This is a genomic window from Hymenobacter tenuis (assembly GCF_054780495.1).
Map to the genome: position 1 here is coordinate 2,244,093 of NZ_BAAGWF010000001.1, position 15,511 is coordinate 2,259,603.

The 15,511-nt window shown below is 54.7% G+C and carries 16 protein-coding genes; 9 read left to right on the top strand and 7 right to left on the bottom strand.

Annotation, left to right across the window (positions count from 1 at the left end; translation table 11 throughout):
* Nucleotides 1–185: 185 nt before the first annotated feature.
* Nucleotides 186–851, top strand: a complete 666-nt coding sequence (locus ACYVGU_RS09730; protein ID WP_460621880.1) for a metallophosphoesterase family protein — start codon at nt 186–188, stop codon at nt 849–851.
* A gap of 24 nt (nt 852–875) precedes the next feature.
* Nucleotides 876–1,529, top strand: a complete 654-nt coding sequence (locus tag ACYVGU_RS09735; protein WP_460621881.1) for a DNA-3-methyladenine glycosylase family protein — start codon at nt 876–878, stop codon at nt 1,527–1,529.
* Here ACYVGU_RS09735 and ACYVGU_RS09740 read toward each other — a convergent pair.
* Genes ACYVGU_RS09740 through ACYVGU_RS09750 form a run of 3 tightly spaced genes read right to left on the bottom strand, consistent with a single transcriptional unit; the run spans nt 1,526 to nt 2,946 of the window.
* On the bottom strand, nt 1,526–1,729 hold the full coding sequence (locus tag ACYVGU_RS09740; RefSeq protein WP_460621882.1) for a hypothetical protein: 204 nt from the start codon (nt 1,727–1,729) through the stop codon (nt 1,526–1,528). The genes ACYVGU_RS09735 and ACYVGU_RS09740 overlap by 4 nt on opposite strands.
* 21 nt (nt 1,730–1,750) lie before the next feature.
* Complete coding sequence (locus ACYVGU_RS09745; RefSeq protein WP_460621883.1) at nt 1,751–2,008, bottom strand: hypothetical protein; 258 nt, start codon at nt 2,006–2,008, stop codon at nt 1,751–1,753.
* 14 nt (nt 2,009–2,022) lie between these two features.
* Nucleotides 2,023–2,946 carry a DUF58 domain-containing protein gene (locus tag ACYVGU_RS09750; protein ID WP_460621884.1) on the bottom strand — a complete coding sequence of 308 codons (924 nt, stop codon included), beginning with the start codon at nt 2,944–2,946 and terminating at the stop codon, nt 2,023–2,025.
* Between the two features lie 403 nt (nt 2,947–3,349).
* Between ACYVGU_RS09750 and ACYVGU_RS09755 the strand changes: the two genes are divergently transcribed.
* The 4 genes from ACYVGU_RS09755 (at nt 3,350) to ACYVGU_RS09770 (ending at nt 5,918) form a co-directional block, all read left to right on the top strand.
* Nucleotides 3,350–3,697 (top strand): DUF3276 family protein, encoded by a 348-nt coding sequence (locus tag ACYVGU_RS09755; protein ID WP_460614640.1) that lies wholly within the window; start codon nt 3,350–3,352, stop codon nt 3,695–3,697.
* 198 nt (nt 3,698–3,895) lie between these two features.
* A complete protein-coding gene (gene ychF, locus ACYVGU_RS09760) occupies nt 3,896–4,993 on the top strand; it encodes a redox-regulated ATPase YchF (RefSeq protein ID WP_460621885.1) in 1,098 nt (365 codons plus the stop codon).
* 53 nt (nt 4,994–5,046) lie between these two features.
* Complete coding sequence (locus ACYVGU_RS09765; RefSeq protein ID WP_460614642.1) at nt 5,047–5,256, top strand: alkylphosphonate utilization protein; 210 nt, start codon at nt 5,047–5,049, stop codon at nt 5,254–5,256.
* An 83-nt stretch (nt 5,257–5,339) separates the two neighbouring features.
* Nucleotides 5,340–5,918 (top strand): hypothetical protein, encoded by a 579-nt coding sequence (locus ACYVGU_RS09770; protein WP_460621886.1) that lies wholly within the window; start codon nt 5,340–5,342, stop codon nt 5,916–5,918.
* Nucleotides 5,919–5,941: 23 nt separating this feature from the next.
* Here ACYVGU_RS09770 and ACYVGU_RS09775 read toward each other — a convergent pair whose 3' ends face one another.
* From ACYVGU_RS09775 to ACYVGU_RS09785, 3 genes are all read right to left on the bottom strand, one after another.
* The gene (locus ACYVGU_RS09775) at nt 5,942–7,372 is read right to left on the bottom strand and encodes a M48 family metalloprotease (RefSeq protein ID WP_460621887.1); all 1,431 of its coding nucleotides are present in this window, start codon (nt 7,370–7,372) and stop codon (nt 5,942–5,944) included.
* A 134-nt stretch (nt 7,373–7,506) separates the two neighbouring features.
* Nucleotides 7,507–8,967, bottom strand: a complete 1,461-nt coding sequence (locus tag ACYVGU_RS09780) for a M48 family metalloprotease (RefSeq protein ID WP_460621888.1) — start codon at nt 8,965–8,967, stop codon at nt 7,507–7,509.
* A 127-nt stretch (nt 8,968–9,094) separates the two neighbouring features.
* Entirely contained in the window at nt 9,095–10,381 is a 1,287-nt protein-coding gene (locus ACYVGU_RS09785) for a cation:proton antiporter (RefSeq protein ID WP_460621889.1), read from the bottom strand.
* A gap of 217 nt (nt 10,382–10,598) precedes the next feature.
* On the opposite strand from ACYVGU_RS09785, the gene ACYVGU_RS09790 reads away from it, so the two are divergent.
* On the top strand, nt 10,599–11,591 hold the full coding sequence (locus tag ACYVGU_RS09790; RefSeq protein ID WP_460621890.1) for a DUF2157 domain-containing protein: 993 nt from the start codon (nt 10,599–10,601) through the stop codon (nt 11,589–11,591).
* Nucleotides 11,572–12,801 carry a hypothetical protein gene (locus tag ACYVGU_RS09795; RefSeq protein ID WP_460621891.1) on the top strand — a complete coding sequence of 410 codons (1,230 nt, stop codon included), beginning with the start codon at nt 11,572–11,574 and terminating at the stop codon, nt 12,799–12,801. The genes ACYVGU_RS09790 and ACYVGU_RS09795 overlap by 20 nt, the downstream gene beginning before the upstream one ends.
* A gap of 27 nt (nt 12,802–12,828) precedes the next feature.
* Here ACYVGU_RS09795 and ACYVGU_RS09800 read toward each other — a convergent pair whose 3' ends face one another.
* Nucleotides 12,829–14,175, bottom strand: a complete 1,347-nt coding sequence (locus tag ACYVGU_RS09800) for a type IX secretion system plug protein (protein WP_460621892.1) — start codon at nt 14,173–14,175, stop codon at nt 12,829–12,831.
* A gap of 263 nt (nt 14,176–14,438) precedes the next feature.
* On the opposite strand from ACYVGU_RS09800, the gene ACYVGU_RS09805 reads away from it, so the two are divergent.
* Nucleotides 14,439–15,476: a class I SAM-dependent methyltransferase gene (locus ACYVGU_RS09805; protein ID WP_460621893.1), complete on the top strand. Its 1,038-nt coding sequence runs from the start codon at nt 14,439–14,441 to the stop codon at nt 15,474–15,476.
* The last annotated feature ends 35 nt before the right edge of the window (nt 15,477–15,511 follow it).

Genomic DNA, 15,511 nt, shown 5'->3' on the forward strand with positions numbered 1-15,511 from the left:
TACCTCTGCACATACCAGGAGCACCTGCTTAGGCCTACTGTGCTACCTCAGAGCCAGTGCTGCGTAAGTGCTTGCTAGCATAGTAGTAGTATCCTTGGCCACCCAGTGCGGAAGCTGCCGGTATTGCGCCCTAGCCTTCATTTTATTCTCAACTGCTGCCTAAACCTTTCCACTGCCTTCCTGCTATGAGTTCAAACCTCTTCGTGATTGGCGATGTGCACGGCTGCTACCATACCTTCCGGGAGCTGCTGAGCCATTGGCGCCCTCAAGAGGAGCTGTTGGTGCAAACCGGCGACCTAGTAGATCGGGGACGATTTGCGCCCGAGTGCGTGCAACTGGCTATTGAGCTGGAAGCAGCCTACCCGCAGCGCACGGTGTTTCTGCTAGGCAACCACGAGTATGAAATGCGCAAGCACTTCGCGGCCAGCGGCCCTAATCCGGCGTGGCTGCGCTGGGGCGGCCGCACCACGGTGCAGCAGTACCAAGGCCGCCGCGAGCTGCTCCAGCAGCACCTGCAGTGGCTCGAACGGCGCCCTCTGCTCTGGGAAAACGACCACTTGCTCATCAGCCATGCCGGCTTCGCCGATACCGCTACCCCCCTCGACCCCGAAAACCCCGATGGCGTGCTCTGGCGACGCGGGCCGCTGCGCAACGTGGGCCGCCGCCAGGTAGTAGGCCACACCCCTACCCCGGATGGCGACCCCACTTATGACCCAACAGCCAACGTGCTCAATATTGATACCGGCGCCTGCTTCGGCCGTAACCTGGCAGGCCTGCGGCTGTCGGCGGCAGGCGAGTTACTAGCCGAACTGCTTATTCCAACCTCGCTTCTGGATATTGTGCTGTCCTGAGGCACCTGCTTTGTTACCCTGCTTATGACCCCAAACCCACCCGCGCCAAGCGCAACTGAAGCAGCCCTCCAGCACTTATCCGAGGCAGATGAGGTGATGGCGCGTATCATTCAGCAAGGCCGGCCCATTCACCCTTCTGCCCACGAAGACTTATACTTGGCCTTACTACGTGCCATTGTGGGGCAGCAAATTTCCACGAAAGCAGCGGCAGCTATCTGGCGCAAAGTGCAGGCCCTGTTCCCGCCCGATGGCTATCCGGAGCCAGCGGCACTGCTTCTGCTCTCCGATGAAGATCTACGCGCCGCGGGTATCTCGCGCCAAAAAGCCGGCTACCTGCGTGCCATTGCTGATTTTGCTCAGCGCGACCAGCTAGACCATGCCCACCTGAGCCAGCTTTCCGATGATGACTTCACGAGCCACCTCACCCAGATTAAAGGGGTAGGCCGCTGGACGGCCCAAATGCTGCAAATGTTTGCCCTCGATCAGCCCGACGTGTTCCCAGAAGGCGACCTAGGGATTCAGAACGCCATGCGCCGCCACTATGGGCTTCAGGAAACCGGCCGGGCCTTGCTGAAGCGCATGATAGAACTGGCTGAGCCGTGGCGGCCGTACCGCACGCTGGCCAGCAAATACCTCTGGCAGTCTTTGGACAACCTGCCAGCCGAGAAATCAACCTAGTCTTTGCCTGCTCGCTCGTTGCGGCGGGCATCCCAGATGCCCAACCCAATGGCAACGAAGGTGGATAAAATTGGCACGAAGAAGCCGAACAGCAGCCAGGGCCAAAACCGCCGGCCGTACATGTGCGCAATGTAAACGGTCATCACCGCCGACAACAAGCAGACAGGTAGGGCAAAAAACAGCAGGTTGAAGTAATCCATAACGCAAAAGTACGCAGAAGCCTAACGGTACAAAGCTGGAACCTGGGCTAGCTGCTCCAATAGAACCCAGTTGGTGGGCCTCATGTTAGGATAAAACCAGGTGGCTCCGGCGGCTAGCCACGTAGCGCGGTATGCCCTGGCGGAGGCGGGCAGGCAATCATCGTAGCCAAATACTACTCCGCAACACGCGCAGATGCTGAAATCCGGCGTTTGGCCATCTGGGCCCCACGGCGACTCATCGTAATCAAGGCCACACACGCGGCAATACCACACCATCATAAGTACAACAGTTTTTACCCGCGCACTTTGCCGCGCTTTACGAGGTAGGCGTACAGCACTTTGTCGAACGGCTCGCGGATATCTACTGGCACGAAGTCAATCTTGTACTGCCCGCAGCGCAGCGCCAGCTCGTGCTCATACTTGCGCATGGCGGCCTGGTATTGCTCGCGCACCTGTGAGGGCTGCAGCTTTACCGTTTGGCCGGTTTCAAGGTCCTCGAAGAGGTAGGGTCGGTCCTGGAATTCAAAATTTGCTTCGGTGGCGCGGTCCATCACATGAAACAGCAGCACCTCGTGGTGCTGGTGGCGCAGGTGCTGCAGGGCGGCCAGGGTTTCGGTTTGCTCCTCGGGGGCGCGGCCCAGCATATCCGAAAACAGCACCACCAACGAGCGTTTGGGTATTTGCTGGGCAATGGTATGAATTACACCAGCTACATTGGTGCGGGCACGGCCGGGGGTGGCTGGGCGCTCCAGCAATTGTTGCAACGTGAGCAGCAAGGTGTGGCGGTGAGTACTGGTGGAGCGTACGGGCGTTTGCAGCTCCACCTGCTCGGCAAACGTCACGAGGCCCACCGCATCGCGTTGCTTTTGCAGCAGCGTGGCAATGGCCGCCGCGCACAGCACTGAAAAGCGCAGCTTATCATGCGAGGGTGCGGGGTAATACATGCTCGGGCTTACATCCAGCAGCAGATGGCAGCGCAGGTTGGTTTCCTCCTCGTAGCGCTTCACGAACAGCTTATCGGTGCGGGCAAACACCTTCCAATCGAGGTGGCGGGTGCTTTCGCCAGGATTGTAGAGCCGGTGCTCCGAAAACTCCACCGAAAACCCATGGTACGGCGACTGGTGCAGGCCGGTGATAAAGCCTTCCACCAATTGGCGAGCCAGAAACTCCAGGTTTTCAAAGGGCCGAACAGCGGCCAGATCGAGTGGTTGGGGCATGGCAAATACAATGTGTGACGCTAGCAAGATACAAGGAAACCACACGGGCTGCCCTAGGTGCCAGGTGAACAGCAACCCCATTTGCCTGGTTCAGCTCCTTTAGGAGTACTGCTAGTAAAGCAAGCAAGCTGTGCAAAGCTTAAGGTATATTGCGCAAAGCAAGCCAACTATAGCAATTACTTAATATAAAAACATGAGATATATTTCTTGATTTTATACCAGCTTCTCTCCTACTCCTGCCTTACAAGCAAAGTGGACTGATTTTACTATTTAGCTAGGTTATAGACGTATTCAGCTAGGAAAATGAAAAAGCGAGACTTCAAATTTTTATATCTAAATCAAAGCCCGTATTTTGCACGGAACTTCAATATTCTTGGAATAACAAAACTTTACTAGAAGGACTGTGGAAGACCGTCACGACCAGGAGGAGATTTACTCCCAACGCATTAAAGCCGGTAAGCGCACTTATTTTTTTGACGTGAAGGCTACGCGCGGACAGGATTATTATCTGACCATTACGGAGAGCAAGCGCCGCCTACGCGACGACGACACCTTCTCCTACGAGAAACACAAGATTTTCCTGTACAAGGAAGACTTCCTCAAGTTTGTGGATGCCCTGCAGGATGCTGTGGACTACGTGCGCGACGAGTTGCTGACGCCAGAAGAGGTAGCAGAACTGGACCGCCCCCGCCCTGCGTACGATGCCGAAAACCGCGAAGCCGGTTTCAGCGCCTCCCCCGACACGTACTAACCTTTTTCCGGAAGCCTAGCGAAACACGTTTTACTACTCTGATTTAATACGCTTCCCACCGCACGGCGCGCCCGGCTTCGGCCCTGGCGCGCCGTCGTGCGTTCAAAGAGTGCTTTCCCCGAAAAAGCCCCGTACCTTTGCGCCATGAAATGCGCCTCTGGCCTGTTTCACTACTTCTCAACTTCACAACTTCACCATATGGGTCTCCGCTGCGGTATCGTCGGCCTGCCGAACGTGGGCAAATCCACGCTGTTCAACGCGCTTTCTAACGCCAAGGCCGAGTCGGCCAACTACCCCTTCTGCACCATTGAACCCAACGTGGGCGTCATTACGGTGCCGGATGAGCGCCTCCAAATTCTGGAAGCCCTAGTAAACCCCAAGCGCGTACTGCCTACCATCATTGAGTTTGTGGACATTGCGGGCCTAGTAAAAGGCGCCAGTAAAGGCGAAGGCCTCGGCAACAAGTTCCTGGCCAACATCCGCGAGGTAGATGCCATCATTCATGTAGTGCGCTGCTTCGATGACCCGAACATTGTGCACGTGGCCGGCGGCGTTGACCCCGTGTTCGATAAGGACGTAATCGACACCGAGCTGCAGATCAAAGATCTGGAGAGCGTAGACAAGAAACTGGTAAAGTCGGAGCGCGCGGCCAAAGGCGGCGATGCCCAGGCAAAGAAAGAAGTAGCCGCGCTCCAGAAGTTTAAGGCAGCGCTGGAAGATGGCCAGAACGCCCGCGCTGTGCAGGCCACGCCCGAGGAGCTGGAAGCCGTAGCTGATTTGCAGTTGCTTACTATCAAGCCTGTCATCTACGTAGCCAACGTAGATGAGGCCAGCATCACGGCAGGTAATGCCCACACCAAAGCCCTGCAGGAGCATGTGGCGAAGGAAGGCGCCGAAGTAGTGCTAGTATCGGCCGCCATTGAGTCGCAGATTGCCGAGATGGAAGACCCCGAGGAAAAGGAAATGTTCCTGGGCGAATACGGCCTCACGGAGTCAGGCCTGAACCGCCTGATCCGGGCTTCTTATTCGCTGCTGAACCTGATTACCTACTTCACAGCCGGTGTGCAGGAAGTACGCGCCTGGACCATCCACCGCGGTGACAAAGCCCCCGCCGCCGCTGGCGTCATCCACTCCGACTTCGAGAAAGGCTTTATCCGCGCAGAGGTTATCAAGCTGGCCGACTACCAAGAATATAAGACCGAAGTAAAAATCAAAGAAGCCGGAAAAATGGCCGTGGAAGGCAAAGAATACGTGGTGCAGGATGGCGACATCATGCACTTCCGCTTCAACGTCTAATTACGGATTAAGTCGAATTTCTTGAATTACACGGTTTAGCAACGCCTTTTCACATGGACGTAAAAGATAGCAACGGCAACCTGCTCGCGGAAGGCGATTCAGTGACGATCATCAAAGATCTGAAGGTGAAGGGCTCCTCGCTTACGCTCAAGCGCGGCACCGTGGTAAAGAACATTCGCCTCACCAACAGCCCTAGCGAAATTGAAGGTCGTGCCGGTGGCAGCACCATGGTGCTCAAAACCGAGTTTTTGAAGAAGGCATAGTTTCGCTTCTCAGGCAGCCTAGTAACTTAAGCGCCCCGGCCGATATTCGGTCGGGGCGCTTTTTATTAAAATATTATTTCACTATGAGCATTGATCTTTTAAAACAATATATTACAAACCCTCTAAATCAAGTATTAAGCAGCAAATTATCAGACTACTTTTATCATGATGTTTGCGACGTGGAATATTTAACTACCAATAAACAAGGAGTTGATATTATAGCTCATCAGCTTGAACTTGTATTCGATAATAAGCAGACTATATTCATTTCATGGAACACTGTGAAAGGGTGGGAACAGTACGCTTTAAGTATAGCCAAAAAGTCATTTACTACTTCTTCGGAGAAATTCAGAGCTAGTAATGATTTTTGGCAACATTATATAGGGAGTGAACTTTCTCGCTATGAAATTTGGGGCTATTATATCAACACAACCACATCACGTGATACAAATTACAATATAATAAATATAGAAACTTACTACAATGAGCCACATTTGGCATTACTTTATTTCGAAACCATAGTAGTAGGCGTAGCTAATTTCTATTTGAACAAAGATTTTATTCCTACTATTCCAATTGGAGATGATATATGGATATTATTTGACCCAATGCATATACAACTCTGCATAAAAAAGCTAGGCCTCGAAAAACTCGAAGCCTAGCTTTCTATAATATAAGAAAGGAATTACTTCCCAACCACCTTATACAACTGACCAGCAGCTAGTTTATCAGTGGTTTTCATGCCGTTGAGGATGGCTAGCTCCTCGTAGCGCTTGGAAGGAATACCGTTGGCGGCCAACGCTGAAGCAAGTGTCTGGCCTCCTTTAGCGGTTTTGATGCGGATTTTTTCGGGCTGACGGTTGAGCTTATTAGCATCTGAAAGACGTGCAAACCCCTGCGCTACCCGCTGGAAAGTTGGGCCGTAGGTGTTCAGCGTTTGCGGCCCGCATAGGCCGATGAGGGCATACAGCGTTTGCCCGTCCTGGATTACGTAAGACAAGGTGCTAGCCGTGATGCCCTGCTGGCCTTGCTGATTCTGGCCTACCTGGTCGCCCTGAATGGCAATGGCTGGAAAACCATTGATGGTAGTGCGGCTGGCCTGCGGCGACTGTAGCTTCAGTTGCTCAGCTAGGCTCTGAGCGGCAGCATCAAGGGTACCGTTGCCAGCAGTAGTCAGGATAAGAACTGCTTTGCCGTTGGGCTCCGCCATCTGAAACTGCGAAGGCGAGTTCTGGGACTTCCAACCTTGCGGCACCGGGAACCGAAACTTCAGATCGGGGTGATAAAACACGCCGCCTTCCACAAAACCCTGGCGCGGATCCTCGCCGTACGGCAGGCCTTCCAGCATCCGCAGATACGGGTTGCGGTTCACGGTGAGTTGGCGGCCACCGGCTTGCTGCTTTGCCGCAGCTGCTAGCTGCTTTACGGTAGTATACCGGTCGGCAGAATTGGGGTGGCTGCTCAGGAAGTCAGGCACGGCACCTGCGCCGCTCAACTGCTGCTCGCGCTGCAAGGTCTGGAAGAAATCGGCCATGTACGAAGCGTCGTAGCCTATTTTGGTACTGTACGCCACGCCCAGTTTATCCGATTCCCGCTCATCGTCGCGGCCGTATTTCAGGAACAGCAGCCCTACCCCCTGCGACAGTGGCTGGGCCAGCTGCGCTACCCTACTCGAAAAGATAGACCCTAGCAGCAACGCCCCTGAGGCCAGCGTGGAGCGGGTTTGCTGCTTCTGGCCGTGCTTGGCCGTGATATGGCCAATTTCGTGGCCTAGTACGCCGGCAAACTGCGCCTCGTTATTGAAGTGAGCCATAATGCCGCGCGTGAAATACACGTTGCCATCAGGCGCCGCAAAGGCGTTGATAATAGGAGAATCAACAATAGTGAAATTGTAGCCGAAGTCCGCACGGTTTGAAACGGCGGCCATTTGCTGACCCTTCTGCTGAATAAACCGCTGTAGGGGCGCATTATCAAGTAAGCCAAATTGCGCAATTACCTGCGGGTCGGCCTTTTTGGTTTGCTGAGGCGCTTTAAATGCCGTGGAGCCAGCTAGCGGAAGCAATAGCCCGAGTGCGCCTAGGCGCAGCCTGCGGGAAATGGTGGGATGAAGTTTCATGCAACAGGGAGAGAAAGGAACACACAAACAGAACCTATGAGCCTGCCTACGGAAAAAATCGGGCCACGTTGATGAGGCCCTAACTTTCCTTCCTGTAGGGCAGCCCTAGGTGCTTTTTGCGGCTAAAGTGGCGCTTACTTACTCACTATCTTAAACTGCATGCCAGCCCCGAGGCGGTCCGTGAGCTGCATTCCGTTGAGAATGGCTAGCTCTTCCATTCGGGCGTCGGGCATGCCATTAGCCTTGAGGGCCTGGGCCAGCGTTTGGCCGGTTTTCACCGAGCGGATGCGCACGTGCTCGGGCTGACGATTAAGCTTCTCAGGATCGGTGAGGCGCTGAAACCCTTCCATGGTGCTGGTGAACGTGGGCGCGTAGCTGGCAAAATCAGTGGGAGCGGCCACGCCCAACAGCGCATAAATGGTTTGCCCGTCCTGAATGAGGTAGCACAATACCTGCACGCCGGCTACCTGCTGGCCCGTTTGGGGGTCTTGCTGCACCTGGTTGGCCACAAACGCCAGCGCCGGAAAGTTATTCACAGTAGTTTTCTTGGACTCGGCGGGCTGCAGCTTAAACTGCTGCACCAAGGCCTGAGCAGCTTCTTCGAGGGTTTTGCCAGGGGCAAGGGCTAGCATCATGAGGGCCTTGCCAGCGGGATCAGCCATTTGAAATTGCTGGGGTGTATTCTGGGTTTTCCAGCCCTGGGGCACGGGGAACCTGAATTTTAGCTGTGGGTGATAGAAGGCGTTGTTTTCTACGAAGCCCTGATGTGGATCCTCGCCGTACACAATGCCATCAATGAGTTTCAGGTACTGGTCGCGGTTGATGGCGAGCTTGGGGTTTCCGTTTTGCTGCTTCCACTGCGCGGCCAGCTGGTGCACCCGCTCGTAGCGGTCGGCGGGGTTGGGGTGCGTGCTCAGGAAGTCCGGAATGGCCTCGGTCTGGCTTTTCTCCTGTTCGCGCTGCAGCGTCCGGAAGAAGTCGGCCATCTGGGAGGCGTCGTAGCCAATCTTGCTGGAATATTCTACCCCTAGCTCATCTGATTGGCTTTCGTCGTCGCGTCCAAACTTCAAGAACAGCAGTTGCATGCCCTGCATGGCCTGCTCGCCAAACTGCGCAACGCGGGGCGAGGCAATCATGGCGCCCATCAGGCCCACCTGCCCAATAATGGCGTTGGTTTGCTGCTTGGCCGAGTGGCGGGCCGTTACGTGGCCAATTTCGTGGCCTAGCACGCCGGCAAACTGCGCCTCATTGTTAAAGTGGGCCATAATGCCGCGCGTGAAATACACGTAGCCGCCGGGCACCGCAAAGGCATTAATAACAGGCGAGTCGACGACGCGGAACTGGTACGTGAGCGTGGGGCGGTGCGATACGGCGCCCATCTTCTTACCTTTTTCGTTGATGAACTGCTGCATCTTCTCATCGGGGTACACCCCAAACTGGGCCTGCACCGCCGGGTCGGACTGTTGCCCCATGGCCAGCTCCTGCCCTTCTGACACGAGCATTACTTCTCGTTTGCCCGTCACGGGGTTAGTAGCACAGCCCTGAGCCAGCACCAGCGCGGTGCCGCCCAAAGCGAGTAAAAGCGTATTTTTCATGAGAGGAAGGAATGAATGGGAGATATGCGTTCAAACGCAAGTTGGGCGCTTGCCGTTGGCTTCAGCCACCCGAAACGCTGCTACCTCCCTACCCTTACTCCTATTCTGCCAGTATACCCCACGCTTGCTACCCAGCCACTTCCGCTTCTTGTTGCTGCTGCTCGTCCAGCTCCACGCCGGTAGGCCGGCCCTGCTTCCGGTCGAGCCAGTCCATTACCGGCGTGGCCAGCACCCCGTGTAGTACAATGGAAGTAAGAACCGTGAAGCCAGCAATGGCCCACAGCTCGCGGCTATCTGGAAAATTTACCTTGTTGATAGCATATGCCAGGTAGAAAAACGAGCCAATACCTCGAATGCCGAAAAACGAAATAACAACACGCTCTGGCCAGGCAATACGGGTGCGGATGAGCGTTAGCATGCCACCTAAGGGGCGCAATATCAGCAGTAAAAACAGGCCCAGCCCTACGCCACCCCAAGTAAGCGGCGCGAGCATTCCTCGCACTAAAGCGCCTCCAAATAAAATCAAAATGACGACAATGAACAGGCGTTCCAGCTGATCAGTAAACTCATGCATTTCCGTGTGATACTCATGGCTGCGCTCATGCCGCCGAAGCGTTACAGCGGCCACAAACACGGCCAAAAAGCCATAGCCTTTCAGCAGCTCCGTAGTGCCATAGGCAGTAAGCGTAACCGCCAGTGCCACAAATCCATACGCCTCCGGACTGATACTAATTCGGCGGGGCAAGTCAAAAATCAGGTACGACAGCACCTTACCGGCCAGCCAGCCGGCGAGCACGCCCATTCCCGTCCGGTAGAGCACATCCATCCAGGCCCAATGCACTAGGCGCTCAGCTAGCGGCAAAGCCGCCACGGGCAACAACACCAGGGCCAGGTGCACAAATGGGAAAGCTAATCCATCGTTAAGGCCAGCTTCACCGGTGAGAGCAAACCGTACGTTGTCTTCCCTACCCTCGCCGGGCTTGCCAACCTGCACGTCGCCGGCCAGTACGGGGTCGGTGGGAGCCATACTGGCGGCCAGCAGCACTGCTGAGGCCGGCGCCAACCCAACCATCCACCACGCGGCACCCGCAAACCCCACAATCGTGATAATCATCAGCACCAATACCAGCAGCAGCGGAATGCGCCAGCGAATGAATGAAAACTTGCGGTCGATTTTAAGGCCGGTGCCCGTGAGGGCTACCGTAACGCAGATTTCGGTGAGGTGCGTGGTAAAGCCCGAGTATTTGACGGGGTCAGGTGTAGGCAGCCCCAGCGGCAAGCTGTATACCAACATGCCCAGACCCACAAACAGAATGGGGTACGACAGCGGAAACTTCTTGAGCAGAGATGGTAACCAGGCCACGCCCATAATGGCAATGCCCAACACTACCAGAATCAAATTATAAAGCGACATGCAGCGAAATCCAGAATGAAGAGGAATACCCGCTTACGCAACCACTGCCCCTTTGGCTGTCCGGCCCAGCTTCCTTGCATGCTGCTAAAGCGCAAGGCGGCATTTCATACTACTCAGCCATTCAGCGGCTTGCCTACCTTCCTTGCCTCCCCGGAAAGCACTATGTTTGCTCGCCCGCCACTATTGGCGCTGGCCGCTTCATGCAGCAAGCTATTCTATGACGGAAACTATCCTGGCTTCGCTACGGGCCCGGCACCTGCTACCTGCTGAGCAGGCAGCTGCTATTGCGGAATATGAGCATAAAAAGCCCTTCTCCTTATACGTTGAGCTGCGCACCCTGCTAGCGCTAGGCGTTACGTTGCTGAGCACTGGCCTGGGGCTTCTGATCTATCAGCATATTGACAGCATTGGCCATGGCTTTGTGGTGGCGGGCATCGCGCTGATTTCCGGAGCCGGATTTGGCTACGCGTACTGGAAGCGGCAGCCATTTACCTGGCAAGCGAATCCTAGGACTTCTACGGGTGCCTCCTACATCTTACTACTAGCCTGCCTTACCTTCTTAACCTTGGTAGGCTATCTGCAATATCAATACAATTTCTTCGGGAGCCGGTACGGGTTGCTGGTGTTACTACCTACCGTGCTGTTCTTTTTCTGTGCTTACCGCTTCGACCACGTGGGCGTACTCTCCATGGCCATTACGGGGCTAGCGGCCTGGGTAGGCGTCAGCGTGGCTCCGTTGTCGGCCTTCACCCAGAACAATTATTCTCTTCCTCACCTTGATTCCGCAGCTATTGGGCTCGGGCTGCTTTTGTGCGCCGTGGGCTTGTTCTCGGAATACGCTGACAGGAAAAAGCACTTCGGCTACACCTACTTGCTACTAGGCAGCAACCTAGCGCTGGTGGCGGCCAATAGTATTCTGTGGCGCGGAGAAACGGAGCTTGGTTTCCTGTCGCCCGTACCGGCCGCCTTGCTCATTCTAGCCCTCAGCGCCGCCCTGTATCGGTACGCCAAACGAACGCACTCCTACGTGTTTCTGCTGCTAGGGGCGCTTTATGGATATACAGCCTTCACATACCTCTTCTTTCAGCTCGATAGCTCTATTTCCGTGGCGCTGGCCTTCCTGTATTTCCCGCTGTCAACCATCGGCGCCATTTGGCTATTACTCAACCTGAAAAAGATTCTGGAAATCCATGAAAGCAAAAGCCTATAACGAGCAGTGGATTTTCAATGGGTTTGTACAGAAAGCCGCGCGGCGCTGGCGGAAAAGCCACTTGCTTTCTGACGCGCATGTTTCAGACATTACCCAAGCCTTCCCCGACGAGCACTATTCGCCGCACCTGTTCATCAAGATCACGCTATTCATCTTCACCTGCATTGGGAGTGCGGGGGCAAGTTTGCTGTTCTTTCTGTCTGTACTAGGATCTTTCTCCAACGGAAATTCAAGCGTCGATGAGGAGTCGTTGATTATGTCATGCTCTCTGCTGTGCAGCGTTTTCGCCTTTATTCTGCTAGAAACTCTCATCGTGTCTAAGCGCCTCTATCGCTCAGGTGTAGACAATGCCTTGCTCTATATTGCGCTAGGCTTTGGAGTAGCAGCACTCTTGTATTTTTACAACAAAGCATTGATTGGGTCTTTGGATCTGGAGGGTTCGTTGGTGCGGGGCGTACTATGGCAACTGCTGCTACCTGTATGGTTTTTGCTGCTTGTAGCCCTAGTCCGCTACGCCGATCCGCTGGTGGGAGCCGTCAGCTTCGGGGTGTATCTGGCAATTGTAGTGGCCTTCATGCTGCCGTTTGCCCTAGGCAAAGCCCTGCTCCCGTTTGCCTTGATGCTGGCCACCGTTGGCAGTTACTATACCACCACGCAGCTTGCCCGCCGAGCCGACTACCCGTACTACCAAACTTGCCTCCGAACCCTGAAGGTTTTGGCGTTAGCCTGCTTTTACCTTGCTGGCAACTACCTGGTAGTACGCGAGGCAAACGCGCTGCTCAATAACCTGTCGGTATCTGTCCAGATCAGCTTTGCGCCTTTGTTTTACGTCTTCACGGCAGCTATTCCAGTGCTCTACATTTACCGGGGTCTGCGGCATTTCGACCGTATTTTTCTGCATACGGGCCTGGTGGCGCTGGCTTTTTCGCTGTACACCTACCGCTTCTACCGGCAGCTACTACCCCCAGAAGTAGCGCTTACCCTGGGCGGCGCGCTGCTGATAGTAGTGGCCGGTTGGGCCTTGCGCTACTTACGTTCTACTAGGCATGGCCTAACCTCCCAACCTGCCGACAGCCCAGAGTTCAGCCAACTAAACCTGGAAGCCCTCGTGATGTCGCACGTAACCGAAAACCAGCTGAAAGCGCCCGAGCCTAGCTTCCAGTTTGGTGGGGGCACCTCGGGAGGCGGTGGCGCCGACGGCAACTACTAAGGGTGCCACTTGCCGGCCACAATTACCCTAGGGACGCCGGCCGTTTACCGTCACGGTCTGGTACCCAATCAGCAAATCAGAGCGGGTGCCAGGCGGGCGGTAGTACACCAGCAGATCATACTGATTTTCGGTTTCTTGGTGGCTGCCTTCCCAGTACACGCTGTTGGGGCCTTGGGGCGTTTGCACGGCGTAGATGTAGTTATAGTACCCTTGCTTCAGCAGCGCATGGCCGGTATACACTTGGTTTGCTAGGTCGTAGGTGAGCTTAAACTCATCCTTGAGCTTCCAGTCGGTGAGAGCACCTAGTACATACACGGGGCCGGGCGCGGCTTGCGCAGCTCGGAGCTGAAACGTTACGTCAAGGTATTCGCCATTGGTAGCGCCGTTGCCATACTCGCGGCTTTCAATCACGCGCTGGCCGTTGATATCATCGTATTGGGTGTAGCCCTGGCCGTTGCGGGTAGCTTCGGACAGCAACACGGCCGTGCGTGGCGAGGCTTCGGCATCGAGCTTCGCCACGCCTTGCCCTAGGGCCCGGAACGTGCGCAAGTCAAAGAAGCGGAACTCGCTTAGGCCCGGAAAAGCATTTTCGAAGTTGAAGTACTGGTAGTCAAGCTGGCGCTCGGCATCGCGCACAAACGTGGGGCGCAGGTTATAGCGGGCATTATCCCAGCGGAAATTCTGGCGCAGCACCACCTTCACTTCCTGCGCCGGATTTACCAAGTTCATGCTGTAGCGAATCCCGAAATCCAGCTGCTGCAAGGTGTAGCGCTCCTGCCCCGCCACCGGAATTCCCTGCTTCAAAAATACCTGCACGCCGCCCTCATCAAACACCAGCACGCGGCGCGAGAGCAACGGCGTGCCGCCCGGCCCCTGCACTACCCACAGGTAGTTGCCCGAGAGCTTCACCCGCGGCATCCGGACGCGGTAATGGTAGTAGGGAACTTTGGTGTTAACGGAAGCCCGGTAATCCGTGATGTTCTGCTCGTTAATCTCGTTCAGAAACTGCATGTCCGTCAGCACCGACGGCTGCCAGTTCACGTCGCAATGGATGAGCTTGGCCGTGAGGCGCTGCCCCTGCCCGCCCAGCACATCAAACTCCAGCGCCAGCGGTTGCCCCTGTACCAACGGCACTATCGGCGGCGTAAACACCTCGTTGGCTTGACCTGTGGGCATATAGCACTGCACCGTCCGCACGTTGGGATCGTAGGTAGCGTCCTCGTAGCGCAGGGTTTTGTCGGCGTAGTACTCGGGTGCCTGCTGCCCCGGCGCACTAGGCCGGCGGGCGGCATTAGGGTCTGTAATGGGTGTACCCAATGGCACGCAGGCAGTGGCGGCAAGCAGGAGAAGTGGGTAGAAAGGCAGTAGGCGCATAAGCGAAAGTAGCGCGAAGTGGGAGTACCACACTACTCTACCTACGTTTTCAATGTCATTTTATGCCTCAGCGCCCTATTTTATAACAAGGGGCGAACAGGTTTCCTTCATATCAGCCTGCGGCAGTTAAGCTGAGTATCAGTAGGAAAATATGGTGTGTCCTTAAGGCACTATCGTTTGGGAGGAACAACCTGGTTGCTGGTTTAAGCCGGCTTATAACATCCAAAAACCATATTATATAATAAAATTTTACTATATATTACATGATATCCAAACTGCATACGACCATGGAGCAAGCTTCCGTCCCCGACCAACTCATGCAAATGCTCTTCGGATTTGCTGCATCACGCGCTATCGGAGTTGCGGCCGAACTCCATATTGCCGACCATTTACAACATGGTCCGAAAACAGCGGAGGAACTGGCAAAGCAACTAGGGGTTCATGCCAGATCCTTATACCGCGTACTGCGAGCCTGCGCCAGCATTGGCGTGTTTTCTGAAGACGGGGAAATGCGGTTTTCCTTAACTCCCTTAGCAGAGCCCTTGTTGAGTGATGCGCCCGGCAGTTTGCGGGCTTTTGCCGAAATGATTACTACTGATTGGCAATATCAAACTTGGGCAGAGCTACCCTATAGTGTAAAAACCGGCAAACCATCTTTCGACAAAGTGCATGGTATGTCGTCGTTTGACTATTTCTGGACGCACGAAAGAGAGGGGAAACAATTCAATGATGCCATGACGAGTAACAGTGCTTTCAGCAGTGTTGCCGTTGTGAATGCTTACGATTTTTCTCCTATTTCTACTTTGGTAGATGTAGGCGGCGGGCATGGCTTTCTATTGGCCTCCATTCTAGAAAAATACCCTAGTGTTAAAGGTATCCTATACGACACCCCAGCTGTTGTTACAGAAGCCGGCCAGCTTTTAGCTCGTCACGGTGTGTTGGAGAGGTGTGAGAGAGTTGGGGGCAATTTCTTTGATCAGGTTCCTCCAGAAGGTGATGCCTATATCATGAAGCATATCATTCATGATTGGAACGATGAGCAATGCATCACGATATTCAGAAACTGCCGTAGCACCATGAAAGAAGGCGGCAAGGTGCTAATCGTTGAAATGATTGTGCCGGAAGGAAACGAGCCGTCGCCAGCCAAATTTCTTGATCTGCAGATGTTACAGTATCTGCCCGGCTGTGAACGAACGGCGAAAGAATACCGCGAACTGCTTCACGCAGCCGGTTTTGAACTGACTCGAATTGTACCAACGATGTCGCCATTCAGCATCATTGAAGGCGTCGGAATAGCGTGAGGTTACTCAACGAAAACTTCATCTACCCTCAACAG

Bases quoted from the DNA above. Each gene is read 5' to 3' on its own strand.
- ACYVGU_RS09795 (WP_460621891.1), top strand. From the start codon at position 11,572: ATGAAAGCAAAAGCCTATAACGAGCAGTGGATTTTCAATGGGTTTGTA.
- ACYVGU_RS09745 (WP_460621883.1), bottom strand. From the start codon at position 2,008: ATGATGGTGTGGTATTGCCGCGTGTGTGGCCTTGATTACGATGAGTCG.
- ACYVGU_RS09750 (WP_460621884.1), bottom strand. From the start codon at position 2,946: ATGCCCCAACCACTCGATCTGGCCGCTGTTCGGCCCTTTGAAAACCTG.
- ACYVGU_RS09735 (WP_460621881.1), top strand. From the start codon at position 876: ATGACCCCAAACCCACCCGCGCCAAGCGCAACTGAAGCAGCCCTCCAG.
- ychF (WP_460621885.1), top strand. From the start codon at position 3,896: ATGGGTCTCCGCTGCGGTATCGTCGGCCTGCCGAACGTGGGCAAATCC.
- ACYVGU_RS09770 (WP_460621886.1), top strand. From the start codon at position 5,340: ATGAGCATTGATCTTTTAAAACAATATATTACAAACCCTCTAAATCAA.
- ACYVGU_RS09805 (WP_460621893.1), top strand. From the start codon at position 14,439: ATGATATCCAAACTGCATACGACCATGGAGCAAGCTTCCGTCCCCGAC.
- ACYVGU_RS09785 (WP_460621889.1), bottom strand. From the start codon at position 10,381: ATGTCGCTTTATAATTTGATTCTGGTAGTGTTGGGCATTGCCATTATG.
- ACYVGU_RS09765 (WP_460614642.1), top strand. From the start codon at position 5,047: ATGGACGTAAAAGATAGCAACGGCAACCTGCTCGCGGAAGGCGATTCA.
- ACYVGU_RS09730 (WP_460621880.1), top strand. From the start codon at position 186: ATGAGTTCAAACCTCTTCGTGATTGGCGATGTGCACGGCTGCTACCAT.
- ACYVGU_RS09775 (WP_460621887.1), bottom strand. From the start codon at position 7,372: ATGAAACTTCATCCCACCATTTCCCGCAGGCTGCGCCTAGGCGCACTC.
- ACYVGU_RS09740 (WP_460621882.1), bottom strand. From the start codon at position 1,729: ATGGATTACTTCAACCTGCTGTTTTTTGCCCTACCTGTCTGCTTGTTG.
- ACYVGU_RS09800 (WP_460621892.1), bottom strand. From the start codon at position 14,175: ATGCGCCTACTGCCTTTCTACCCACTTCTCCTGCTTGCCGCCACTGCC.
- ACYVGU_RS09790 (WP_460621890.1), top strand. From the start codon at position 10,599: ATGACGGAAACTATCCTGGCTTCGCTACGGGCCCGGCACCTGCTACCT.
- ACYVGU_RS09780 (WP_460621888.1), bottom strand. From the start codon at position 8,967: ATGAAAAATACGCTTTTACTCGCTTTGGGCGGCACCGCGCTGGTGCTG.